24 protein-coding genes are annotated in these 25,268 nt (G+C 42.5%); 12 read left to right on the top strand and 12 right to left on the bottom strand.

The annotated features are described in order from the left end of the window. Window positions 1-253: 253 nt before the first annotated feature. The 7 genes from H0913_RS04205 (at window position 254) to H0913_RS04175 (ending at window position 8,053) form a co-directional block, all read left to right on the top strand. Window positions 254-1,027 (top strand): outer membrane protein OmpK, encoded by a 774-nt coding sequence (locus tag H0913_RS04205; RefSeq protein ID WP_154602735.1) that lies wholly within the window; start codon window positions 254-256, stop codon window positions 1,025-1,027. A 426-nt stretch (window positions 1,028-1,453) separates the two neighbouring features. Further along, the gene (cyoA, locus tag H0913_RS04200) at window positions 1,454-2,446 is read left to right on the top strand and encodes a cytochrome o ubiquinol oxidase subunit II (RefSeq protein WP_036953895.1); all 993 of its coding nucleotides are present in this window, start codon (window positions 1,454-1,456) and stop codon (window positions 2,444-2,446) included. Window positions 2,447-2,450: 4 nt separating this feature from the next. After that, complete coding sequence (cyoB, locus tag H0913_RS04195) at window positions 2,451-4,442, top strand: cytochrome o ubiquinol oxidase subunit I (protein ID WP_036953892.1); 1,992 nt, start codon at window positions 2,451-2,453, stop codon at window positions 4,440-4,442. After that, the gene (locus H0913_RS04190) at window positions 4,432-5,046 is read left to right on the top strand and encodes a cytochrome o ubiquinol oxidase subunit III (RefSeq protein ID WP_036953890.1); all 615 of its coding nucleotides are present in this window, start codon (window positions 4,432-4,434) and stop codon (window positions 5,044-5,046) included. The genes cyoB and H0913_RS04190 overlap by 11 nt, the downstream gene beginning before the upstream one ends. Beyond that, complete coding sequence (locus H0913_RS04185) at window positions 5,047-5,379, top strand: cytochrome o ubiquinol oxidase subunit IV (protein ID WP_006657209.1); 333 nt, start codon at window positions 5,047-5,049, stop codon at window positions 5,377-5,379. 12 nt (window positions 5,380-5,391) lie between these two features. Continuing rightward, window positions 5,392-6,279: a heme o synthase gene (gene cyoE, locus H0913_RS04180; RefSeq protein ID WP_181478023.1), complete on the top strand. Its 888-nt coding sequence runs from the start codon at window positions 5,392-5,394 to the stop codon at window positions 6,277-6,279. 412 nt (window positions 6,280-6,691) lie between these two features. Continuing rightward, window positions 6,692-8,053 carry an MFS transporter gene (locus H0913_RS04175; RefSeq protein ID WP_181478022.1) on the top strand — a complete coding sequence of 454 codons (1,362 nt, stop codon included), beginning with the start codon at window positions 6,692-6,694 and terminating at the stop codon, window positions 8,051-8,053. A gap of 76 nt (window positions 8,054-8,129) precedes the next feature. Here the strand turns inward: H0913_RS04175 and H0913_RS04170 are convergent, their stop codons facing one another. Beyond that, window positions 8,130-8,621, bottom strand: a complete 492-nt coding sequence (locus H0913_RS04170; RefSeq protein WP_036953882.1) for a YajQ family cyclic di-GMP-binding protein — start codon at window positions 8,619-8,621, stop codon at window positions 8,130-8,132. Window positions 8,622-8,795: 174 nt separating this feature from the next. On the opposite strand from H0913_RS04170, the gene panE reads away from it, so the two are divergent. Both panE and yajL read left to right on the top strand, forming a co-directional pair. Then, window positions 8,796-9,707: a 2-dehydropantoate 2-reductase gene (panE, locus tag H0913_RS04165; protein ID WP_154602737.1), complete on the top strand. Its 912-nt coding sequence runs from the start codon at window positions 8,796-8,798 to the stop codon at window positions 9,705-9,707. Then, complete coding sequence (gene yajL / locus H0913_RS04160) at window positions 9,670-10,263, top strand: protein deglycase YajL (protein WP_154602738.1); 594 nt, start codon at window positions 9,670-9,672, stop codon at window positions 10,261-10,263. The genes panE and yajL overlap by 38 nt, the downstream gene beginning before the upstream one ends. A gap of 54 nt (window positions 10,264-10,317) precedes the next feature. Here yajL and thiI read toward each other — a convergent pair whose 3' ends face one another. Further along, on the bottom strand, window positions 10,318-11,769 hold the full coding sequence (gene thiI, locus H0913_RS04155; protein WP_181478021.1) for a tRNA uracil 4-sulfurtransferase ThiI: 1,452 nt from the start codon (window positions 11,767-11,769) through the stop codon (window positions 10,318-10,320). 222 nt (window positions 11,770-11,991) lie between these two features. On the opposite strand from thiI, the gene xseB reads away from it, so the two are divergent. The 3 genes from xseB to dxs all read left to right on the top strand — a co-directional run bounded on the left by xseB (window position 11,992) and on the right by dxs (window position 15,204). Beyond that, window positions 11,992-12,243, top strand: coding sequence for an exodeoxyribonuclease VII small subunit (gene xseB / locus H0913_RS04150; RefSeq protein WP_036953869.1), 252 nt, complete (start codon window positions 11,992-11,994; stop codon window positions 12,241-12,243). Between the two features lie 3 nt (window positions 12,244-12,246). Beyond that, window positions 12,247-13,164 (top strand): (2E,6E)-farnesyl diphosphate synthase, encoded by a 918-nt coding sequence (gene ispA, locus H0913_RS04145; protein ID WP_181478020.1) that lies wholly within the window; start codon window positions 12,247-12,249, stop codon window positions 13,162-13,164. Between the two features lie 174 nt (window positions 13,165-13,338). Continuing rightward, on the top strand, window positions 13,339-15,204 hold the full coding sequence (gene dxs / locus H0913_RS04140; RefSeq protein WP_154602740.1) for a 1-deoxy-D-xylulose-5-phosphate synthase: 1,866 nt from the start codon (window positions 13,339-13,341) through the stop codon (window positions 15,202-15,204). A 65-nt stretch (window positions 15,205-15,269) separates the two neighbouring features. On the opposite strand, the gene H0913_RS04135 is transcribed toward dxs, so the two are convergent. The 10 genes from H0913_RS04135 to thiL form a co-directional block, all read right to left on the bottom strand. After that, window positions 15,270-16,319 carry a hypothetical protein gene (locus H0913_RS04135; protein WP_232368827.1) on the bottom strand — a complete coding sequence of 350 codons (1,050 nt, stop codon included), beginning with the start codon at window positions 16,317-16,319 and terminating at the stop codon, window positions 15,270-15,272. Between the two features lie 70 nt (window positions 16,320-16,389). Further along, window positions 16,390-18,972, bottom strand: a complete 2,583-nt coding sequence (locus H0913_RS04130) for a fimbria/pilus outer membrane usher protein (protein WP_232368826.1) — start codon at window positions 18,970-18,972, stop codon at window positions 16,390-16,392. Beyond that, window positions 18,962-19,711 carry a molecular chaperone gene (locus H0913_RS04125; protein WP_154637974.1) on the bottom strand — a complete coding sequence of 250 codons (750 nt, stop codon included), beginning with the start codon at window positions 19,709-19,711 and terminating at the stop codon, window positions 18,962-18,964. Before H0913_RS04125 ends, H0913_RS04130 begins: the two co-directional genes overlap by 11 nt. Next, window positions 19,702-20,454: a molecular chaperone gene (locus H0913_RS04120; RefSeq protein WP_181478019.1), complete on the bottom strand. Its 753-nt coding sequence runs from the start codon at window positions 20,452-20,454 to the stop codon at window positions 19,702-19,704. Before H0913_RS04120 ends, H0913_RS04125 begins: the two co-directional genes overlap by 10 nt. A 56-nt stretch (window positions 20,455-20,510) precedes the next feature. Continuing rightward, window positions 20,511-21,047, bottom strand: a complete 537-nt coding sequence (locus H0913_RS04115) for a fimbrial protein (protein WP_230086589.1) — start codon at window positions 21,045-21,047, stop codon at window positions 20,511-20,513. Window positions 21,048-21,058: 11 nt separating this feature from the next. Next, window positions 21,059-21,625, bottom strand: a complete 567-nt coding sequence (locus tag H0913_RS04110) for a fimbrial protein (RefSeq protein WP_232368825.1) — start codon at window positions 21,623-21,625, stop codon at window positions 21,059-21,061. Further along, window positions 21,606-22,334, bottom strand: a complete 729-nt coding sequence (locus tag H0913_RS04105; protein ID WP_154637972.1) for a molecular chaperone — start codon at window positions 22,332-22,334, stop codon at window positions 21,606-21,608. The genes H0913_RS04110 and H0913_RS04105 overlap by 20 nt, the downstream gene beginning before the upstream one ends. Window positions 22,335-22,397: 63 nt before the next feature. Beyond that, window positions 22,398-22,940 (bottom strand): fimbrial protein, encoded by a 543-nt coding sequence (locus H0913_RS04100; protein WP_154602746.1) that lies wholly within the window; start codon window positions 22,938-22,940, stop codon window positions 22,398-22,400. Window positions 22,941-23,692: 752 nt separating this feature from the next. Then, window positions 23,693-24,211, bottom strand: coding sequence for a phosphatidylglycerophosphatase A (gene pgpA / locus H0913_RS04095; RefSeq protein WP_181478018.1), 519 nt, complete (start codon window positions 24,209-24,211; stop codon window positions 23,693-23,695). A 10-nt stretch (window positions 24,212-24,221) separates the two neighbouring features. Beyond that, window positions 24,222-25,193 carry a thiamine-phosphate kinase gene (gene thiL, locus H0913_RS04090; protein ID WP_154602748.1) on the bottom strand — a complete coding sequence of 324 codons (972 nt, stop codon included), beginning with the start codon at window positions 25,191-25,193 and terminating at the stop codon, window positions 24,222-24,224. Between the last annotated feature and the right edge of the window lie 75 nt (window positions 25,194-25,268).

Raw genomic sequence — 25,268 nt, 5'->3', positions numbered from 1 at the left:
TCAAATTCACAACCTCCCCAAGTTAAACTAATTAATTTGGGGAATCTCTCCTTTTTTATCAAATTAGATCTCTCTAGCAAATATCGCTTAAAGATTGATAAAAACGTGATTTTGATCACCCATTCTCTGAAATGGATTTTTTAATTACAAATTGAAAGCTTAATATCTCACATGTTTGAGGATGGTTAGTTGACAAGCTAAAAATTTGCGTAACAACTAATTTTTATTAATACATAAACGAAAATAATGTCTTATGAAAAAAACACTACTCTGTGCTGCTGCTCTAGCATCATTGACAGGAACCGCGAATGCTGAAAATTTTCTTGGGTATCAGAATGGTTTCGCAGATATCAACGTGAACTATCTCGACTGGTCCCGTCATACAGAAAATAAATCTAAAAATACAACCCATAAGGAAGATTTCGCTTACTTCGAGTTAGAAGGTGGCGCTAATTTCAATTGGGGTGAATTATATGGTTTCTTTGATGTTGAAAACCCATTTAATAAACAGCATGAAGATCCGGGCAAAAACCAGCGTTATACACTGAAAACAACAGCTCGAGTCTATATCGCAGATACTGGATTCAACTTATACGGCCACGTTTATGGCACTTGGTCTTTACCGGGTGACAAACACGGTGGCAACTTCCACGAAGTCAACACACTGTATGGTATTGGTTATAACACCTCGATTGGCGATCTGTGGTTCAAGCCTTTCGTGGCTTTACACTATGTTGACCAAACCTATTATTCTGGTAATAACGGCTATGTAGTTGGTTGGGTTGCTGGTTATAACTTCAAAATGTTCCAAGAAGATTTCATGATCACTAACTGGCATGAAATGGAATTTGCACGTCATGAGCGTTATGGTAACGGTGGGCGTGATGGCGTGAATGGCGCATTAGCTTTCTGGTGGAACGCCACGCCAAATTTAGCTGCGGGTGTTCAATATCGTTATGCTGACAATAAGTTAGGTGATGATTTCTACCAAGATGCAATCATTTATACATTAAAGTATAACTTCTAGTGACTAAGGAAATATTGTTTATTTTTTTAACACATTTCCTTTAGTTTCAAAAATGTAACAATTTTTCTTTATTATTTTGCCGGTAAAGTAGCCAATTTAACTTTATCGGCAATATAATCAGTAATTTCCCCTACTCAAATTCTTAACAATCCAAGCAGTTTCCACATTTTTTTGTCAATTTTGTATATATTTTTCTTTGAAAAATTACCAAGATAATTTAGTATTCATACTGTTTTATCAAAACATACCTATAATTAGCAGCAATTTTAACTTTTTAGAAGCAAAAGCTTTACATGTGATCATATTAACATAAAGAGCTAACATTTCCGTTTCTTTACCTTACAATCATTTACACTCGCACAACCTTACCGTAAAATGCCCGCACTGATGAAACGACAATTAGATTCTTGTCATTTGGGGTCGTGGATGAGACTTATGAACTACAAAAAAAGCATTGGAGCAATCTCACTTGTTGCAGCAGCCTTATTATTAGGCGGTTGTGATATGGTGTTGATGGATCCGAAAGGCGCCGTTGGCGTAAAACAAAAAGAACTGATTCTTATTGCAATTGGTTTGATGCTCCTTGTTGTGATTCCTGTTATTTTCATGGCGATTATCTTCGCTGTAAAATATCGTGAGTCCAATAAGTCAGCTACCTACCGTCCTAACTGGGCTCACTCTAACAAAATTGAGTTAGTCTGCTGGACAGTTCCTATCATTATTATCATTATTCTGGGTGCTATCACTTGGAAAACGACTCATGAGCTGGACCCGTATCAGCCATTAGTTAGTGATCAGGAACCTGTCACCATTCAAGTTATTTCAGCTGACTGGAAATGGATTTTTATCTATCCAGATCAAGGCATTGCTACAGTCAATGAAATCGCATTCCCTACTGGTGTTCCTGTAAACTTCAAAATCACGTCTGATTCTGTGATGAACTCATTCTTCATCCCATCTTTAGGTGGACAGATCTACGCGATGGCGGGTATGCAGACAAAACTTCACTTAATCGCTAACGAACCAGGCACCTATAAAGGCTTCTCAGCAAGCTATAGCGGTCACGGATTCTCAGATATGAAGTTCAATGCTATTGCAACAGCAGATCGCCAAGGCTTCGATGAGTGGGTACAGAAAGTAAAAGCATCACCAAAAACTATGGATACGATGCAGGCATTCGACGAAGTTGCTAAACCTAGCATGAACGTTCCTGTTACCTACTTCTCTAGCGTGAAACCTAAACTTTATGAAGACATCATTATGAAGTTTGGTCATGAGCACCATAAAGGTCACGCTCCTGTAGATGCTAATAATGAAGCAAATCATTCTATGCACATGGGCAACACTGCTCAAGCGCAAGAATCTACAGGTCATTCAATGCATATGAGCCATAATGCTCATGCAGGCGCTGAGGAATAAGGGCATGTTTGGAAAATTAACACTGGACGCAGTTCCACTTCATGAACCGATTATCGTTATTACGCTGATTGCCATTGTCCTCGGTGGACTTGGCTTAGTCGGTGCAATCACCTATTTCGGAAAGTGGAAATGGCTGTGGAAAGAGTGGTTAACCTCTGTTGACCACAAAAAAATTGGTATTATGTACATCATCGTTGCGATGGTGATGTTATTCCGTGGATTCGCGGATGCTATCATGATGCGTGGTCAGCAAGTGCTGGCTTCAGCGGGTCAAGAAGGTTTCTTAAACCCTCACCACTATGATCAAATCTTTACAGCGCACGGCGTTATCATGATTTTCTTCATGGCAACTCCATTTGTTGTTGGTTTGATGAACTTAGTTGTTCCTCTGCAAATTGGTGCCCGTGACGTTGCATTCCCATTCCTTAACTCCCTGAGCTTCTGGTTCTTCGTAGTGGGTGTTGTGTTAATCAACATCTCATTAGGGGTAGGTGAATTCGCACAAACTGGTTGGTTAGCATACCCTCCTCTGTCCGGCTTGGAGTACAACCCGGGGGTCGGGGTCGATTATTGGATATGGAGTCTCCAGATATCCGGTATCGGTACGCTATTAACAGGTGTTAACTTCTTCGCGACCATTATCCGTATGCGTGCACCGGGTATGTCGATGATGAAAATGCCAGTATTTAGCTGGGCAGCATTCTGTACCAACATCCTGATTATTGCAGCATTCCCAATTCTGACAGTGACCATCACGTTACTGACATTAGACCGTTATCTGGGCACCCATTTCTTCACTAACGATATGGGCGGCAACATGATGATGTACATCAACCTGATTTGGGCATGGGGTCACCCTGAGGTGTATATCCTTGTTCTACCAGTGTTCGGTGTGTTCTCAGAAATTGCAGCAACCTTCTCGAAAAAGCGTCTGTTTGGTTATACCTCACTAGTGTGGGCAACCATCGTTATCACCGTTATGTCCTTCATCGTTTGGTTACACCACTTCTTTACGATGGGTTCAGGTGCGAACGTTAACGCCTTCTTTGGTATCGCTACGATGATTATCGCAATCCCTACAGGGGTTAAGATTTTCAACTGGCTGTTCACCATGTACCAAGGTCGTATCGAGTTCAAATCACCAATGTTATGGACTATCGGTTTTATCATCACCTTCTCTGTGGGTGGTATGACTGGTGTTCTGTTAGCGGTTCCAGGTGCGAACTTCGTTCTGCACAACAGCCTGTTCCTGATTGCTCACTTCCATAACGTTATTATCGGTGGTGTGGTATTCGGATGCTTCGCTGGTATGACTTACTGGTTCCCGAAAGCTTACGGTTTCACGCTGAATGAGAAATGGGGTGTTCGTGCCTTCTGGTTCTGGATCACTGGTTTCTTCTTAGCATTCATGCCGTTATATATTCTTGGCTTTATGGGTATGACCCGTCGTCTGAGCCAAAATATTGACCCAACCTATCACGGTATGCTGGTTGCAGCTGCGTGTGGTGCTGGTCTGATTGCTCTGGGTATTGCTTGCCAAGTTATCCAAATTATCGTGAGTATCCGTGACCGCCATGAAAACCGTGATTTAACCGGTGACCCATGGGGTGGACGTACTCTGGAGTGGGCAACTTCTTCTCCGGCACCATTCTACAACTTCGCTGTTGAACCACAGATTCAAACTCGCGATGCTTGGTGGGATATGAAAGAGAAAGGTATCGCTCATAAGAAACCTACTTCATATGAAGAAATTCATATGCCGAAAAATACAGGCGCTGGCGTAATCATCGCTGCATTTAGCTTGATTTTTGGTTTCGCAATGATCTGGCACATCTGGTGGCTGGCAATCGTTGGTTTCGGTGGCATGATTGTTACTTGGATTGCAAAAAGCTTCGACGAAGATGTTGATTACTACGTACCTGTGGCTGAAATCGAACAAATCGAGAATAAGCACTTTGAAGAATTACGTAAGGCAGGTGTGAACGATGTCAACTAATACAATGACTAATCATAATGTAGCCCATGCAGAGCATGGGCACCACGATGCGGGTGCAACCAAAGTATTCGGATTCTGGATCTACTTAATGAGTGACCTGATCCTGTTTGCTAGCTTGTTTGCAACTTACGTGGTTTTATCTGATGGCACTGCTGGCGGTCCTGCTGGTAAAGACATCTTTAGTTTGCAGTTCGTATTAGGTGAAACATTCTTACTGTTATTCAGTAGTATCACCTACGGTTTTGCAATGATTGCAATGCACAAAGAGAAAGTCGCTGCCGTTAACTTATGGCTGTTCATTACTTTCTTATTTGGTCTTGGCTTCGTTGTTATGGAAGTTTATGAGTTCCACGAACTGATCGCTGAAGGCTACGGCCCAGATCGCAGTGGTTTCTTATCTGCTTTCTTCGCATTAGTTGCGACTCACGGTATCCACGTAACTTGTGGTCTGGTTTGGATCATTCTGATGATTATCCAAAACTGTCGTCGTGGTCTGACTGCGGTTAACAAAACCCGTCTGAACTGCCTGAGCCTGTTCTGGCACTTCTTAGATGTTGTTTGGATCTGTGTATTTACCGTTGTTTATCTTCTGGGGGCTATTTAAATGAGTCATGCAAAAGATGCTCATACTGGAGCAAGCCACGGTAGCGTTAAGACATACCTGATTGGCTTTATTCTGTCAGTTATTCTGACTGTAATTCCTTTCTGGATGGTGATGAATGGAACAGCTTCACAAGGCGTTATTCTAGCAACTGTTGTTGGAATGGCTGTTGTGCAAATCCTTGTACACCTTGTTTGTTTCTTACACATGAATACATCATCAGATGAGCGCTGGAACCTGATTGCATTCCTGTTCACTATGCTAATCATCGGTATCGTTGTTATTGGCTCTCTGTGGATTATGTACAACCTGAACATCAATATGATGCTCGACTAAAGAGTTGCCGATATGTTTAAGCAATACCTGCAAGTGACCAAACCAGGAATTATATTCGGAAATCTGATTTCTGTGATCGGTGGTTTTCTGCTGGCCTCTAAAGGGTCAATTGACTACCCGCTGTTTATTGCGACTTTGCTGGGTGTATCATTGGTCGTGGCTTCTGGTTGTGTATTTAACAACTACATCGACCGTGATATTGACCGTATCATGGAAAGAACTAAGAATCGCCCTTTAGTTAAAGGGCTGATTGACCCGAAAGCTAGCCTGATTTACGCTGCTGCATTAGGTATTGCTGGCATGGTGCTGCTACTCGTAGCAGCCAATGCTCTGGCAATGCTCCTTGCACTCATTGGTTTCATTGTGTACGTGGGCGTGTATAGCCTGTACATGAAGCGTAAGTCTGTTTATGGCACGTTGATTGGCAGCCTATCTGGCGCAGCACCACCGGTTATCGGCTACTGCGCTGTCACAAATGAATTTGACGCTGGAGCCTTAATCCTGCTGTTAATCTTCAGCTTGTGGCAGATGCCGCACTCATATGCCATCGCAATTTTCCGCTTTAAGGATTACAAAGCCGCAAACATTCCCGTGTTACCGGTGATCAAGGGTATATCTGTCGCTAAGACTCATATCTTCTTGTATATCCTTGCGTTTATGGTCGCAACATTAATGTTAGCGATTAGCGGATACGCAGGCTATAAATATCTGGTTGTCGGCGCTGCGGTTAGCTTATGGTGGCTTGGTATGGCAATTTCTGGTTTCAAAACCGAAAATGACGACCGAGTTTGGGCGCGTAAGCTGTTCATCTTCTCTATCGTAGCGATTACCTCGCTAAGTGTGATGATGTCAGTTGACCCAACCGTTACAAGCGATACTGTTATAGCGTTAGTCCGATAATTTATTGCATCATTGACAATAAATGCGTTCAAACGGCGGGGAGTGCAAACTTCCCGCCGTTTTTCTTTGTCTGCGAATATTTTTGTGATGATTTTTATGGTTAAATAGCCGCCTGCTATCAATAAACCAATGCTTTTATATAAAAAACATAACTCACTAATTTATCTTTAAATATAGAGAATTTAATACTCAAAATAGTTCGTGTTGTAGCAAGGCGGCAAGTGAAACTAATCCCTAGGAGCATACATTAGTATGTGACTAGGGTTAGTGAGCGTAGCCAACACTGCTACAGCTCGAAATATGAAGAGTATTGGCGGCAAGAAACTAATCCCTAGGAACATACATAAGTATGTGACCTGAGTTAGTGAGCGTAGCCAACACCGCTACAGCTCAAAATATAACGAGTATTTTTATGAATGATAATAAAATGACCCACCTAGAACTCCGTGCCACTTGGGGACTAGGATCCGTATTCTCCCTTCGCATGCTCGGCATGTTTATGGTGCTCCCGATCCTCACCAGTTATGGGATGCACTTACAGGGCGCTAACGAGTTTTTGATTGGGTTGGCGATTGGTATTTATGGGCTTAGCCAAGCTGTTTTTCAAATTCCTTTTGGTTTGATGTCTGACCGTATTGGTCGTAAACCTCTCATTGTTTTTGGCCTACTTATTTTTATTGCAGGTAGTGTTATTGCCGCGCTAAGCGATTCTATTTGGGGCATTATTATTGGTCGAGCTTTACAGGGCGCTGGTGCTATCTCTGCTGCCGTTATGGCTTTGTTATCGGATTTGACCCGCGAACAAAATCGTACAAAAGCAATGGCATTTTTAGGTATTAGCTTTGGTGTAACGTTTGCTATCGCCTTAGTTTTAGGGCCTATTGTGACCCATGCTGTTGGCCTAAGCGGCTTATTTTGGGGGATCACCTTATTAGCCGTTGGTGCTATTTTCGTTACTCTCTTTGTGGTACCCAATAACACTCACCATGTTGTAAACCGTGAATCTGCTTTTGTTAAAAGCAATTTAAAAGCGGTTTTACTTAATCCCCAACTTCTCAAACTGAATGTCGGAATTTTAAGTCTGCATACTCTGCTAATGTCCAGCTTTGTCGCCCTACCCTTGATCATGACCGATGCCGGTTACTTGGCACAAGATCACTGGAAAGCGTATTTAGTCACCATGTTAGTCGCCTTTGTTTGCGTACTTCCTTTTATTATTTACGCGGAAAAACAGCGCAAAATGAAGCAAGTTTTCCTGTTCTGCATTTTGCTCTTAGCGGCTGCGGAAATTGTTTTATGGCAATCAGGTCACCAGCTTTGGATTATCTTCTTAGGGATCCAACTGTTCTTTATTGCATTTAACGTGATGGAAGCCATTTTACCGTCCCTGATCAGTAAAGAAGCTCCAGCCGGATACAAAGGAACGGCCATGGGTGTCTACTCCACCAGCCAATTTCTAGGGGTAGCCTTAGGCGGAATTCTGGGAGGCTGGTTGTATAAATTTGAAGGAGCCAGTACCGTATTTATCGGCGGACTACTGCTTTGTGTTATCTGGTTTGCTATCAGCTTAACCATGAAACAACCGCCTTACGTCAGCAGTATTCGCATGGTGCTTCCACATCGTTTTAAAAATATCAACAAACTTCAGGAACAATTAAAAGCCATGAACGGTGTGCTTGATGTGGTTGTGATTGCTGAAGAGATGAGTATTTATATCAAGATTGATAAGAAAATGGTTAACCAAGCAGAGCTTGAAGCCATTATTCACGCTTAATCATATGTAATCTTATAATTAACAAATAGCCCGCAATATTGCGGGCTATTTTCAATAACTAAAACACGCTTATCAATTAGTCGCGGAAGTTATTAAACTGGAATGGTTGACCTAAGTTACCGCCACGGACTAACGCCATAACAGCTTGTAAATCATCTCGTGCCTTACCTGTTACACGCACTTGTTCGCCTTGAATTTGCGCCTGCACTTTCAACTTGCTGTCTTTAATCAGCTTAACAACTTTCTTCGCCATACTCGCTTCAATGCCTTGTTTTAAAGTCACTTCCACGCTGTAAGTTTTGCCGCTATGTACAATATCTTCAGGGACATTCAGCACTGCGCCATCAATTCCCCGTTTTGCCATTTTCTCTCTTAAGATATCAAGCAGTTGTAAAACTTGGAAATCGGATTCACTAGTCACTTTGATAGACTCATTCTTATCATTCAGTTCAAAGCTTGCCGTGATATTTTTAAAATCCCAGCGGCTAGTCAGTTCGCGCTGAGCATTTTCTACCGCATTGCGGACTTCACTCATTTCAACTTCAGATACAATATCAAATGATGGCATTTTAACGCTCTCCTATAATCAATCGGCTTATAATAGCTTATTTGCCCATGACACTCCATGTTGTCAGATTGGCTCACTTGTATAACGCAACTAATTATTTGGATATCATATTAAAATCGCTATGATGGCGCTTATTAATCCAAATCAACCGCTCTCAGATAGTAGGGAAAATCGATGAAAATAACCCTGATTGGCTGTGGTGCTATTGGTAAACTTTGGCTAGCCGCCCTCTCCTCACAAGGACACAATGTTCAAGGATGGCTACGAGTTGCTCAATCCGACTTATTTGTTGATGTTAATGGACCTGACGATAAAATTTTCCGCGAATTAATTCCTTGCAATAACCATCAGCATCTACACACAAGCGAATTAGTGATTGTCTGTTTGAAAGCATGGCAAGTTTCTGATGCTTTATTGCCCCTGCTGCCCATCATTCCTGAAACTAGCCCTATTCTCCTACTGCATAACGGATTAGGCACCTTGGAAGAGTTAGGCACATTGCGCCATCCATTTTTGAGCGGAGTTACAACTCATGCGGCGTGGCAAGATAACAACCAAGTTTTTCATACTGCCAGCGGTATCACTCATATAGGTGCCGTCAACTCTCAAGCAGAAGCTTATTACCCTATCGCCAATATCCTGCATGAAGCTCTACCGGATGTGGCATGGCATAATCAGATCCTCAATACCATTTGGCGAAAACTGGTCGTTAATTGCGTGATAAACCCACTTTCCACAGAACACAATTGTACCAATGGGCAAATCATTCACTATCCTGAACAAATTTCACGGGTCATAGATGAATGCTGCCAAGTGATGGTTGCCGAGGGGTTGCATACTGATAAAGAAGAGATGACCGAACGCGTCTATGACATTATTCATCAAACATCGGAAAACTATTCATCCATGCGGCAAGATGTTCGCCATCATCGCAGAACTGAAATTGATTACATCACGGGCTTCTTAATCAAAAAAGCTCGAGCTCATGGCTTAGCCACCCCTGAGAATGACCGTTTGTATCACTTAATTAAAAATAGAGAACAAAGTTATGACAACCTCCGTGCTGATATGCATCGCCAATGGTAGTGAAGAAATTGAAACCGTCACGACCGCTGATTTACTGGTTCGTGCCGGAATACAGGTGACATTAGCCAGTGTGACGGAAGACGGAACGTTAGAGATAACCGCATCTAGAGGTATTAAACTCGTTGCCGACCTTCCCATCATCCGCGTTGCAGACGAACCTTTTGACGCCATCGTGTTACCCGGCGGTCTGGCAGGAGCAGAAGCTTTCCGTGATAGCCCACTGGTGGTTGAGAAAATCAGGCGCATGCATTTAGATGGAAAAATTGTGGCAGCCATTTGTGCCGCTCCAGCTCTTGTTTTGGAGCACCACCAACTATTCCCTCTTGGGAATATGACTGCTTTTCCAAGCATGCGAGATAAAATTCCAGCTCATAAATGGGTCGATAAGCGCGTCTATTTTGATGAGCGAGTAAATTTACTGACTAGCCAAGGCCCTGCGACAGCCTTTGACTTTGCACTGAAATTGATTGAATTATTGCAAGGACGAAAAACCGCAGCCAATGTCGCCTCACAACTCGTTTTACCACCCGGTATTAATGATTATCTGGAAGACTAGAAACAAAAAAGCGAGCTAATCAGCTCGCTTTTTCATTCAACATCGCCTGACAACTTACGGGCGGTAAACCTTAATATTCTCAAAGCCTTGCTCTTTCAAGTACAACGCTTGCAGACGGCTCATTACGCCACGGTCGCAATACAACAGGTACGTTTTCTCTTTTGGTAAATCACCAAATTGTGTGCCCAGTTTGTAGAATGGAATATGTTTAATTTCAATTCCTTCAACCTTCAATGGCTTATCTTCAAACTCATCAATTGAGCGAATATCTAAGATAACTTCATTATCTGCCGAAAGTTGGCTAACCATCTCAACTTCAGGTACTTTCTCAAGACTTTCTTGTGCAATCTGACGAATATCAATGTTTTGCGCCTGCTCAACGACAGACTCTAAGATACCAAAATCGAAATTCTCTTCTTCCGCTTCAATACGCGCTTTCACCGCTTTCACCGTTGGGCTTTTCGAGATCACACCGCAATATTCCGGCATGGTTTTCGCGAAATCTTCCGTACCAATTTGACGAGCTAACTTGATAATGTGCTCTTTATCATGAGAGATCAGCGGACGTAAAACTAATGTGTCGGAAGCATTATCGATCAAACGCAAGTTCGTCAATGTTTGGCTAGAAACCTGTCCAAGTGCTTCACCGGTGACGATAGCTTGAACACCGTAACGCTCTGCCACTTTAGAAGCCGCACGGACCATCATACGTTTTAATACGACGCCCATTTGACCGTCATCGACTTTCTCTAGAATCTCAGCCACAACAGGTTCAAAGTTAACCGCAATAAAACGCACTTTATGGGAGCTGCCAAAACGGTTCCATAAATAGTGAGCAATTTGCTTCACACCAATTTCATGGGCAGCACCGCCAAGGTTAAAGAAGCAGTAATGCACTCGGCAACCACGGCGCATTAACATATAGCTGGAAACCCCAGAGTCAAAACCACCCGAAATCAGTGACAGTACATCTTCTTGAGTACCAATTGGGAAACCGCCGATCCCTTCGATGCGCGCTTTCACAAGGATCAAATTGTCATCTTCAATTTCCAGATGTACGGTGGTATCAGGGTCTTTCAGTTTCACTTTCGCGGAGGCGATATGCTGGTTCAAGCCGCCGCCGATATAACGCTCTGCATCAATGGATGAAAACTCGTGTTTACCACGACGCTTCACACGCACACAGAACGTTTTGTTCTCCACAGATGACCCGTAGGCTTCCAGTGTCATTTCAAAAATATGGTGTAAACTGGTGAAAGGCTTCTCTTCCACTTCTAAGATGTGGTGGATGCCGGGAATACGGCTCAGCATGTCACAAATTTCGTCGTGCTTTGATTCCCCTTTAACACGCACTTCAATGTTATCCCAATTACGGACAACCGAGATCTCTTCGCCAAGACTCTTCAATACATTGCGGATATTACTGGTTAGAATTTTAATAAAACGGAGTCTAACTGTTTGGCTTTTGATAGTGATTTCTGGGAATAACTTAATAATAAACTTCATAGTCGTGGCATGTTCTTGGTTAGTGGGGCAAACGGACGTTGCGAAAAAGTGACTTTTGTGCACTTTACCAGTTGTCAATAAAGAGGCGTATTATAGCACTATCTTGCGTACTGAATCTAAAAACACCAATAATAAATTGTAACCATTGCGAGACTAAGTTAGTCTGCACAATAATTAAAGTTCCCCCACTTTTAAGTGATTTAACATTAGTGATTAACGATTATGGCTAAAGAAAAATCTCAGCAAGTTCCTACCGTTAGTTTTGAAAACTCCCTTCAAGAGCTGGAGCAAATTGTCGCTCGCTTAGAATCCGGAGAGCTACCTTTGGAAGATGCTTTAAACGAATTTGAACGAGGTGTCCAAATTGCTAAACAAGGTCAAAAAGTCCTCCAGCAAGCAGAACAACGTGTCCAAATTTTGCTGAGCGATGACGAAAATAAAGCCCTCGACGATTTCTCACCTGATACAGAATAAATTATGTCCGAACAACACCCAGACGCCTTTGTGCGCCAGCAACGCCAAGCCCACGATAGAGTTAACCAATACCTATTGACCTCATTAGACGCGCTCCCTTTTGCTGATTTGCCTTTAGCGCAAGCCATGAAATACGGCACTTTACTCGGTGGTAAGCGCTTACGCCCTTTCTTAACCTATGCCGTCGGTGAAATGCTGGGAGTTAGCCTGGATAACTTAGATGCGCCAGCTGCCGCTGTAGAATGCATTCATGCTTATTCGCTGATCCATGATGATTTACCTGCTATGGATGACGACGACCTGCGCCGCGGGCAACCAACTTGCCACATTAAGTTTGGTGAAGGTAATGCCGTACTCGCCGGCGATGCCTTACAAACATTCGCTTTCCAATTACTTTCCAGTGCGTTCATGCCTAATGTTTCCGACAAAGACCGCATTGCGATGATTGCTGAATTGGCTTATGCCAGCGGTTTAGCGGGTATGTGTGGTGGGCAAGCGTTAGATCTTGATGCTGAAGGCAAACGGGTTGACCTGATTTCACTCGAGCGTATCCACCAGCATAAAACTGGCGCGTTAATTCGAGCCGCTATTCGCCTCGGCGCCTATGCAGCAGGTAATAAAGGTCACCAAGCATTAGTAAGTTTAGATAAATACGCTGAATCTATTGGGCTTGCCTTTCAAGTTCAAGACGATATTCTAGACGTCATCGGAGACAGCACAGTGACAGGCAAACGCCAAGGTGCTGATGAACAACATGAAAAAAGCACTTATCCATCACTGTTAGGTCTTGACGCTGCCCAACAAAAAGCCAAAGAGCTCTATCAAGATGCGATCACGGCTTTAGAATCTTTGCAATCCCAAGGTTACAATACGGAGCTGTTGAGAGCTTTAGCCAATTTTGTTATTGAGCGCAAAAGCTGACAATATGCTTTGCCTTTTGGTATAGATAAGACCGATAATTATAACATTGATTACCTGAGTAACTTAGAGCCGTTGTGACGACTTATAAAATACGATCAACGCAAAAAAATCACGGTCAGCAACCGCTCGACGTTAACAGGCATCGCCCTAATTAATTTAAGTAGTGAGCACCTAATGAGTATAGATACCGCGAAATATCCAACGCTGGCACTGGCAGAGACGCCTGATGAACTGCGCCTTCTGCCAAAAGAAAGCTTGCCAAAGCTTTGTGATGAACTGAGACAATTTCTACTAAATAGCGTCAGTCGCTCGAGCGGTCACTTTGCATCAGGATTGGGCGCCATTGAATTAACGGTTGCTCTGCATTACGTCTATAAAACTCCATTTGATAATCTTGTCTGGGATGTCGGTCACCAAGCGTATCCGCACAAAATTTTGACTGGGCGCCGCGACAGAATCGACACCATACGTCAAAAAAATGGGTTACATCCATTCCCATGGCGTGCCGAAAGCGAGTACGACATTCTTAGTGTTGGTCATTCCTCAACCTCCATTAGTGCCGGTTTAGGTATGGCTATCGCCGCAGAAAAAGAAGATAAAAACCGTAAAACAGTTTGTGTCATCGGTGATGGTGCCATTACGGCGGGTATGGCTTTTGAAGCCATGAACCATGCTGGGGATGCTGCCCCCGATATGCTGGTTATCCTCAACGACAATGAAATGTCGATTTCAGAAAACGTTGGCGCGCTGAATAACCATTTAGCCCATTTACTTTCCGGCAAGCTGTATACCACACTGCGTGAAGGTGGAAAGAAAGTTTTCTCGAATATCCCGCCAATCAAAGAGTTACTCAAGAAAACGGAAGAACATATCAAAGGCATGGTTGTTCCTGGCACAATGTTTGAAGAGCTAGGCTTTAACTACATAGGCCCTGTTGACGGGCACGATGTGATTGCGCTGATCCAAACGTTAAAAAATATGCGCGAGTTAAAAGGCCCTCAATTCCTGCACATTATGACCAAAAAAGGTCGTGGCTATGAGCCGGCAGAGAAAGACCCAATTAGCTGGCACGCCGTACCTAAGTTTGACCCTGCTACTTTTACATTACCAAAAAGCAAAGACACCAGACCGACATTCTCCAAAATTTTTGGGGATTGGCTGTGTGAAGAGGCTAAAGGTGACGATAAACTGATGGCCGTTACCCCGGCGATGCGTGAAGGCTCTGGTATGGTTCGTTTCTCGAAAGAGTACCCAGACCAATACTTTGATGTCGCGATTGCCGAGCAACACGCGGTCACCTTCGCAGCAGGACTTGCCATTGGTGGCTATAACCCAATCGTGGCAATTTACTCGACTTTCTTACAACGTGGTTACGACCAAGTGATCCACGATGTCGCTATCCAAAAACTCCCTGTGATGTTTGCTATTGACCGTGCGGGTATCGTCGGTGCTGATGGCCAAACTCACCAAGGATCATTCGATATTTCATTCTTACGTTGCATCCCAACGATGGTGATCATGACGCCAAGTGATGAAAATGAATGCCGTCAAATGCTGCACACTGGCTACCACTATCAAGAAGGCCCTACCGCGGTTCGCTATCCTCGTGGCGCAGGTACAGGGGCGGAATTAATGCCATTAGCACCGCTTGAAATTGGTAAAGGAATTGTTCGTCGCCAAGGCGAAAAAGTGGCGATCCTCAGTTTCGGTACATTACTGAGCAACGCTTTAGAAGCCGCAGAACAAATCAATGCTACCGTCGTCGATATGCGTTTTGTGAAACCATTAGATGAAGCGCTGATCTTAGAAATGGCCAATACCCATGACCTGATCGTGACGTTGGAAGAAAATGCGATTATGGGCGGCGCAGGCAGCGGTGTGAATGAATTCCTGATGAGCGAGAAGAAAATTCTCCCTGTTCTGAACCTGGGTCTACCGGATTTCTTTATTCCTCAAGGCACCCAAGATGAGTTATTAGCGGATCTGGGTTTAGACGCGACAGGGATCGTGAGCGCCATCAATACTTACCAGAATAAGTAACTTATAAAAATTAGGGCGTTACCACAAAAGTAACGCCCTAATTCACTAACTGATTAGCCTCACTCTTAGCGCATAATTATCGACAATTCCGCACTGCCACTCACCTTACCCGCCACATTATTACCACGAGAATAAAGCTCATACACGAGTTCATTATTAAAACTGACATTGGTTTGCTGAGCGGTGATTTTAGCTAAATCAATTGGGTTCTGATCTAAAGTAATTGGTGTTTTATTACCGTTGACCATGACGTACATTTTGACATACGCGCCTGCCTTCTGCTGGGCATTTAATAAGTTCACTTCCAGATTATTACCTGCGTAATATTGCGGCTTCACATTGCCTGATAACGAAATCGTCGCTGCGATCTTATTCGCAATTTGATCGCACTGTACTGACATGTTGTTTCGCATGGTAGAAAGCAACTCATTACTTTTGCTACTCGCACTATGGGAACCAAAATTCACATAAGATGGCGTGTTGAGAGTACAAGTTAATCCTGACACCGTAACGACAATATTCTCCGCTTTCGACACTAATCGGCTGGTTCTTGTTCCATTTCGAGGGTTTTGAATCACTATTCCAATATCATCTGCTAATCGGTAAGTTCCACTTCGTTGATTACCCGTTCCATAGATTAACATACGACCTGTTGCAGTGACGTTATGCCGCATTACCGGTGTGGGTGTGCTTTGATTTGGAGCCCAAAGACAATCTCCAGTTCCTAATTGCTCATTGGTTCCTGAGCCCCACCCATTAAAGTGCCCAGTAATCGTGTCGATATAACTATTATTAGCACCTTGGTCTCGTCTATCCGTAAACACAAATTCCGGTACTAGTATCATTGCACCGTTTGCGATGGGCATGCCTTTTACCCCATCAATTGCACTCACGATGCCAGCCGCATCGACACAATAGTTGATATATCCATTAAAGTTATTATAGAGCTGAACATAATAAAATTTTTCTGTATCGCCCCATGAAGGGGCGTCTGTATATGAAGACACTGTCGTACTGTATTCACCGTAAACCCCAATCAAGCCCCTGCCATTAAGCACCGTAACATTACCTGCAAAACTCTGAGCAATGCTAATTAGCATCAGTAATGTGCTCATTACTAGATTTTTTAAACTTGATAATGTCATCTTATTTATTGTATTCATTTTCATAAAATATCCAGACCACTTAACGGCATGACAGAGTTAAATTGCGTAATGACGAATAGGCGTTTTCTGTGGATTTATCCATATTGAAAGGCGCTTCACAGCGCTCGGAACCACTTTTTCCCCACTTGATGACTATCTGCCCTGACTCCGGCAACCCACTTAAATAAACGCGTCCGTTATCACTCACAATGCCCGAAATAACGTCTTCTTCTGCGCTATCATCTTGATGCAATGACGCAATGGCGCCCATTGGAACCTGATTTGGCTGCTGCAAGGTGACCATCGCTTGATACCCTTTTAAGGTTTTAAAGTTCGCTCTCACAATAGCCCCTTTGGTTGGGTAGAGATTCAACGAATTCTCTTTGCTTTCGACGTTTTCAGGTAATGTATTCACATCCAAGTTGGCGATATTTTGCGTATAGTCTGATAAATGCGGAATAATACCGTAGCCATTGGCATCGATAACCGTTGAGCCATTATTCACCTTAGTTCCCGCTGCATCCGGTGCATAAACGATAGCTGCCGAATTGCCTAAATATTGGCTTAGAGAAACACCGCCTGAATGGACAACCATTCCACCGGAGGCATTGACATACATCATTTGGCTATCACGGCCATAACTATATCCACCACCGTAATACCCTTTACTGCCTTGATAGCCCACATTCACTGAGCTTGTCATTTTTTGGTCGCGATTATCGCCACTTTCAGTCAGCTGATAACTCAGTTTGTTATCTAATAACTGACCATTAATACCAACCTGCTGGTAAGTGCGCCCAGAATTATCATGGCTTACTTGGAACGTACTATTAATACTCTCAATATTCTTGTGGTCACTGAAAATGCTGAACGGAATGCTCATATTGAGGCTAACTTGCTTATTTTCAGGCCAATTTCCATTACCTTCGGTACGACTAATGCTGTAATCGATGCCATAGTTGATACCACGATAAAAGCCGTTATAGCCAATACCCAACGTCGTCACAGTGTCAGACTTACCCCAATAATCACTGCGCATTCCGCGTAAATAGATAGAGCCCCATTTGCCCAAAGATTGGTTAATGTAGGTTTGGAAACTGCTACGCTGGCGACCATTAAGCCACGGTGCGACGTTCTCTTTTAACTGGTAACCCGCTTGGTTGAAATCTGCAAAACTGTAATATTCTTTCGTTGAGTAGCGCAGTGCGGTTAAGTCAACGGATGTGCCACTTTCCGATAAGTTTTTGGAATAGCGAATACGAAAAGATTGCCCTTGTTTGCTTTCATGATTAATCGAGGCTTGTGCATGCGTAACATCCATGGAAAGCGCCCCAAAGCTACCGAGTGAAATCCCTGTTCCAACCATGCCGCTCCAATAATGATTTGCCCCAAGCAACCCTGTATACAGAGTGATTGCCTTCGGTAAACCATAGATCAACGTTCCCATAATAAACTGCTGCTCTTTGGAGCCATCTGTGATCCCACCATCATATTTACCGGCAGCAACTTCATATTTAACACCGCCAGCACGTTGCATGACAGGCAATGAAGAGAATGCTTGAGTGAATACTCGGGTGGTACCATCTTCCTCTTGTACAGAAACTTCTAAGTCCCCTGCCGTTCCCGTTGGATAAATATCATTGATGACAAAAGGCCCTGGTGCCACATAGGTTTGATAAATAATGTTGCCATTTTGTCTGATGATGATCCGCGAGTTAGACATTGCAACACCACGAATTTCTGGCGCAAATCCGCGATCTCCTTTGGATAACATTTGTTCATTTGATAACAAACGGATCCCTTTAAATGGAACGCTATCAAAGACATCACTGAGTGTGCTGGTTTCACCAATCACTAACTCGGAATCTAAGCGTTGAATGTCCCGTGAAACCGTTGTGCGTGAAAATTCACTTTCCCGATGGCTGGTACTGTAGCCATTGCTCTTGGATTTGTTTTCCATATACAGAAAGTTTGAACGCAAGCGCCACGCTGCCAAATTAAAACCACCGCTAATATTGGCATACAGCGAATCATTGGTATTTTTGCCACTTGCACTAGAGCCACTGTGCTTTTGTTTACTACCATTAACTTGATAGTTAAACAAAAACGCAGTGATCCCTTGATCCAATAAACTCGGATCTATCGCACCACGGGATTTTTGACGCATAGCGACTTGAGGAATATTGATGTTTAAATCCAACTTGGATACATCAAACTGCACTTGAGAGTCTGGCAGAGCAGCCTCTAAAGACGTGATCGGTTCATCTTTTGGTAAGGATCTTAATGTTGGAATACCCTCAACATTTACCCCATATTCATCCAATAACGCAGGGGTAATTTCCGGCACGATATTCCCCGCCGCATCTGCAGAAAAATAGATCTCTTTTTGCCCTTGGTCTTCTTTATTGATCCTCAGCGTAACCATATAACGCCCCGCCGTTACCGATTCAGAACGCGTAAATGCGGATAAATCAATGCTATCTATGCTAGTTCCTTCAGGTAGATTTAATAGTGTTGGATCAAAATAAGGTTCTGCCACCGCATTCCCCATGGATAAACAGCACGCCAGAGCCAAAGCAATCGGGGAAATGGCAAAAACGCCATCACGCATTTTAGCTTTCATGCTCGCCCCTCACTTCCACCTTTGTCGGTATGCTGTATTCATTCAATACACGCCACGTAATCGTGCCTGATACGTTTTTTTCAAGAGAAATGACCTGTTGCCCAAAAGGCGCAATTCCATGGGTGAATTTCTCTACTGGCACGTCATAATCCCCCACAGATAAGCTAGCTAATGTCATAGAGAGTGGCGTTGGATTGTTAATCGTGATTTTGCTGCCTTGTGCTGTGATATCTAATTTTGCGGTTTGTGCGTCTAAACGTAATTCTTCAATTTGTTTAGGGCGATACAGCATTTTTAAATAGATAGTTGGCGCCAAAATAAATTGTGATGCGGCTTTATCATTAGCATCAGATGCAGGGATCACTTTCAGCGCAACGTAGAAAACGGTTTCTCTATCGGTAGCGAGTTTTCCATCATTAACACGCTGAATACGCCAGTTAAAACGTTCATTGATATTTAATTTATGTAATGGTGGCGTAATCAAAAAAGCCTCATGGCTTTCCCCTTGATGTTCCGTCAAAGGTAAACCCGTTTGAAGATCCGTCGGTACAATTTGTGCTTGAATCAATGCCGCTTTTGAGGTGCCATTTTGTAGACCCGCAGAGATCCCTTTGGTATTACTTTCCAAATAGACCAAACGTTCAGGTGAAAAATGAAAACCTTCATTTATCTCTGAAGCAAACGCATGGCTTAGCGTCATCATCAAAACCCATCCACACAGCGATTTCATTACTGACATAACGACCCCTTATTCTCCTTCACCGAACCCGAGTAAGGTGCAGTATCACCACCGTAATCATTGATGGCCTGCCAACGCATCGGCGTTTGTACAGAAATGGAATCTGAAATCGCCAATGTCTGATGGCTAAACGGCGCCACCATCGTGCCAGCTAACTCAACAAACACTTGATTACCCACTTTGACTTCGCTGAGCGTAATAAAATAAGGGGAGTGATTCGCAACACATAAACCTTTCGGCAATGTGTGGAATTGCAGGTTAGCCACGGCAGCATCTGGCGACTGTGCAAATTTTACGGGACGATAAAATAGCTTAATGACTAAGCGAGTGCCGATTGATAATTGCGCCGCTGAATTTTCCGATAATTCAGGAGAAACACCTGGAATAGCAATCGCGCTAAAATAGAAAATTGATTCTCTATCTTGAGGCAATGATTCTGGAGAGCTTTGTAATAAGACTTTCATAGTTTGCTGTTTATTCGCATCTAAACGATATAAAGGTGGAATAACAGAAAACAGTGGCGATTCTTGGGTGCCCGTTGGTGTATTAAATACACCGGATTGAATTAAATAAATGTCATCACTGTCATTGGTTAATGTCACTGATTGCTGAGTGTCGGTATCGCTCCAAATAATACGACTTTTTTCTAGAAGCAATCCCGCTTGTGCTGAATTAACGTTAATGCTAATTAACAACACAAATAAATGAGAGATAAAAAGTAATGTACCTGTTTTCTTAAACATAGTTGAAAGTATTCCGTTATTTTTATTATTAATAGATTCATCACTCAATAAACGGCTCAATAAGCTAAAACGGTAAACATCATGGTGGCTTTAAATGTGCCTAATTGAATTTTCTGAACGTTTTGGCAATTTCCACATGAAAGCGCCGTGACCACTGTAATTTGGCTTCCTTGATTGCTGGTCGCAGATAAATCCCAAACCGAATCCCCGCTAACCTTATTTTTCCCATCGGCTTTTAATCGAATACCCACACCGCCTGAAGAACCACTTTCCTTAAACAAGGTTTCTTTATTCATGACTTGGCTAGGGCCGGTCACAATGACTTTGCTACCACTTAATGTGCCCAGACCGGAGCAGTTGGCTAAGGTTAAAATCACATTGCGATTTAGAGCGGTACTAACACCAGAGTCATTATCAACAATGGTTTGGGGCTTCACTTTTCCATAAGCCACCACACTTTCGGAGAGGTTTACATCGCACGTTCTACGATATAAATGCGCATCAAAGTTAATACTCACCGTGTTTGAAGCAGCAAACAGTTCCCCTGTAAAAACGAACAATGAAGCCATGAGAAAATATGAATATTTGTTCATATCGCCTCCATTTATGGCATCACAACAGTGAATAAGATTGCGGCTTTCACTGCACCTGCGGTGACGGTGTTATTACCGACTTGGCGAATAAAACCTACCGTAAAAGGCTTTTCGCCATCAGTAGCGCCTGCGGATAGAAGTACCGAATCACCATTGACCACTGTTTTACCTGCATTGTAATAACCAGAAAGATCCTTCACCGCGCCATCTTTCAGCATAAAACCAACGCCTTTGGCGCCTTTTGGATCTGCTGTTAAAAACAAATTGGTATCGGTAGCTGTATTCCCTGTTACTTTTATTTCAGGGCGAGCATTGGTTTCATAACCCGTACATTTATACGACAAACTTAATAGTTGGATATCTACCGCATCATTCGCCACAAACTCACCGACGGAAGGACGTCGTTTGAATTCAATCAATGAAGGGCTAACCGCAATATCGCACTCTCCTGCATTGTCGATTTCTGCTGTCAACTCTAAGGTATTTGCTGCATTCACTTCGGGTATCGCCACAATGGAAAATATCCCAGCAAAAAGCGCCCATCGATACTGTCCCAGTTTAAGGTTGTGAATACTCACTTCGTCCCCCAAGATCATTGATGGCAGCCCATACTTTTTTGCCTTTTTTCACCGGGGTTGGATAATCCATGCTGGCAAAAGGCGCTATCATAGTGTTGTTCATTTCAGGGTTTAACGTCACCGCTTTCCCCCCCACACTCAATGATGACAATGTGATGTAATATGGCGATGGATTAATCACTTTGATTCCGTTCGCTGTCTCTTCAAATGTCAGGCTACCTTGAGCTTGCTCTGCCGTTAACGTCAGGTTTTTAGGGCGATAAAAAACTTTAATCACACTCTCTAATGCAATTTTCACTTCACCTTTCATCGCTGCATTCTGCTGCCCAGCATTCTTTTCACTTGCTGCAATGGCTCTAGCATGAAAATAAAAAACAGATTCTCTATCTTTCGGTAATGCGGATGATCCGGCACCTTCCACTAAGCGAACATCGCGCTGCTGGCTTGATGCGAGATAGAACATAGGAGGAAGCACATCTAAAGTTTGGTCTTGCGCCGTACCTTTGGCGGTTTTTGTCAGATAAACCTGAACCAAATATTCTTCCTTCTCTGTACTATTGCGCAGAGTGACAGGGACTGACTGATTTCCTTGGTTGAAAATAACCCGAGTGGTATTGATACCGACTCCAGCCGCAGACGTCATTCCTATTTGAATAAAAAACAGAGTTGCAAAAACAGGAAGCGTACGGAGTAAAGTTAATAATTTCATTTTTTATCTTCTCGTGATGAGTTAAAAAGTGAAATGGCAGAAACCTGCCATTTCACGACAAACTTACTCGTAGCTTACAGAGAAAGTAATCGGCGCTTCGATACGCTGTGAATTTGGAGTTGCCACTGTTGAGTTCAACGCAACACTCATAGGGATCACTGCAGAGCCTTCTTTGGTCAGTGAATCAATGCTGCTTAACTTAATGGTTGAATTTGGCTTAACAGGTTGCTCATCCGCTTTAACTTCCACGCCCACAGTACCTTTCTCGATATTGTTGAATAACGACGTGTTTGCTGCTAAAGCAGTACCTTTCGCATACATTTGAACGAATTTAGTACCGCCTTCTGCATCAAAATCTTTACTACAGTTAGATAAGCTCATATCAAAATTATGAGTACTACCCGCTACAGTTCCAACCGTTTGAATATCTGAAGAGATAAATGTTCCTAAATCGATATTGGTATTTGTGACACTTAAATCACATGTTGCAGCAGCAATATTCCCAGTTACTGTTACTTGTGCGTTCGTTGCAGACATTGCTGCACCTGAAAAACCTAAGCCAGCAGCGATAGATAATACGATCAGATTTTTTTTATTAATTAACATAGTAAACCCTTATTAATAGACAATATAAAATTGAGATAAATATATTTTTATCAAAACAAAACCGAGATGACTTTATTAAAAAATAACAAGCCAAATAGAAAAATTTAATTTTTCTAAAAAATAAATTAAGGCGTGTTTTATAAAAATTAATTCTTGCTTGTTATTTTCTAAGCATACTACTTGAATATTCTTACTCGGTATACGCACCTCAAGAGTCATATCAGTAACAATCTGTAAATTGCCATTTCATAATAAGACCCTAAAAATACACCTATGATTAGTAAATTTAATTGGGAACTTTAACTTTACTCTATTTTTTGTTGCATTTATTTAACAAAAACACCCCAAATAAATCATATCTACAAATTTCACATTTAAATAAATGAAAACCATTCCCATTTAAATAATCAGAGAAATATACCAAACATCACGCATACGTGAATTTGACTAAATCATTTTTTCTTAGAACAGAAAAACAAAAAATAAAATAACCACCCAAATTTCGAGTTAATATTAATTCTTTATTTTTTACAATTTTTAATAAATAAGAAATAGTGATGAAAGGATAATTACAGTGAAATTAATTTTTACAAATAAGGAAATTTTTATTTTTCAAAATGAAAATAAATTTAACTTTAATCATAAAAAATAAAAGTAAAAATAAAAAATAGTTTAGGATAAGAATAAAGACCTAGTATTTAACTAGGACTTTATTTGTTGAAAAAAGATATTTTTATCTTTAAAGGAGGGAGTTAACTCAAATCAAAAGGCATCACCTGATAGTGCACTAATAGCCAAATCGTCACATAGGCAAATATGGCAGCAATAATGTCATCAATCATAATGCCAAACCCGCCACTGACTCGGCGATCAAAAATACGGATTGGCCAAGGTTTCCACATGTCGTAAACACGGAAAATTAAAAAGCCAGTGAGAACCCACTGGATACTCACCACAGGGATGGCCATTAGTGTAATCCACATGCCAATAAACTCATCCCAAACAATACTGCCATGGTCATGGATCCTCATATCATCGGAAGTGCGTTGGCAGATCCAACATCCAAACCAGAATCCAACGACGATAATAACCCATAGGCTCCAAACAGGGAGTTTGTCCATTAGCAACCAAAATGGAATGGCGGCTAATGAGCCCATTGTGCCGGGAACAATTGGCGATAAACCACTTCCGAACCCCGTCGCTAGAAGGTGCCACGGATTACGCATATTTAATCGTTTCTTTGCTGCTGCTTTTTCTTGAGCGGTCACCATGGACATCTTCCTAAACAAAATGATCGAAGCCCTTGAGGTCAACCTCAACAGCTTGGTTATCACAAAAATAACGGATCCCTTCGGATTGGGGCTTAATTTGACCAATACAGGTAAAACCTGAACCCGTATGAGCAAGCGCAACTTCTAAGGCTCCCCGATTCATTTCAGGTACCGTAAAGCATAACTCATAGTCTTCCCCACCACTTAGTGACCAAATCCTTGCTTGCTCAATAGAACAATTCTGCTTCAACGCATCAGACTGCGGTAAGGCATCGAGATTGATCCGCGCTCCGCAACCACTCGCTTTTAATATATGGTTGAGATCGGAAACTAACCCATCTGAGATATCAATCGCAGATGAAGCTAAATTGCGTAAAGCCTGCCCCTGTAAAATGCGTGGTTGTGGGCGTAAATGGCGCTCAATCAGCCACTGTTTATGCTCAAGGTTTTCAGCATGTAATCTGTCTTGCAGTATCGCAAGCCCTGCCGCGCTATCTCCCAACGTGCCCGTTACATAAATCCAATCACCATTACGTGCACCAGAGCGAGATAACGCTTTGCCAGCCGGTACAAGACCATGAACGGTATAAGTTAAACTCATTGGCCCACGAGTCGTGTCTCCCCCAATCAGCTGCATTCCATAGTAATTCAATTGATCAAACAACATATCGCTAAAAGATTGTAGCCATTCACTATTTACACTTGGCAAAGTAATGGCGAGAGAAACCCAAGCGGGATCAGCTCCCATCGCAGCAAGATCACTTAAATTTGAAGCTAGGGATTTATAGGCAAGGTCAGCGGGAGAGATATCGGGTAGAAAATGAATACCGGAAACTAGGGTGTCGGTACTCACAGCAAGTTGCTGTTTTTCAGGGATAGTCATTAGCGCACAATCATCGCCAATACCGATATTAACATCACGTCGGTTTACAGCTTGGCGATTAAAAAAACGTGCGATGAGGTCAAATTCGCCATATGACATGGTAGATTTTCCATTTTCGCTATGTCTCACTTGTCATAAACTGAAAAGCCAGACATAAGTACTAGAGTAGACTGG

The sequence above is a fragment of the Providencia rettgeri genome (genome assembly GCF_013702265.1).
In the GTDB taxonomy this organism is placed as follows: Bacteria; Pseudomonadota; Gammaproteobacteria; order Enterobacterales; family Enterobacteriaceae; genus Providencia; species Providencia zhijiangensis.
The sequence above is the reverse complement of the archived record's forward strand: the minus strand, read 5'-3'. Positions and strand labels throughout refer to the sequence as shown.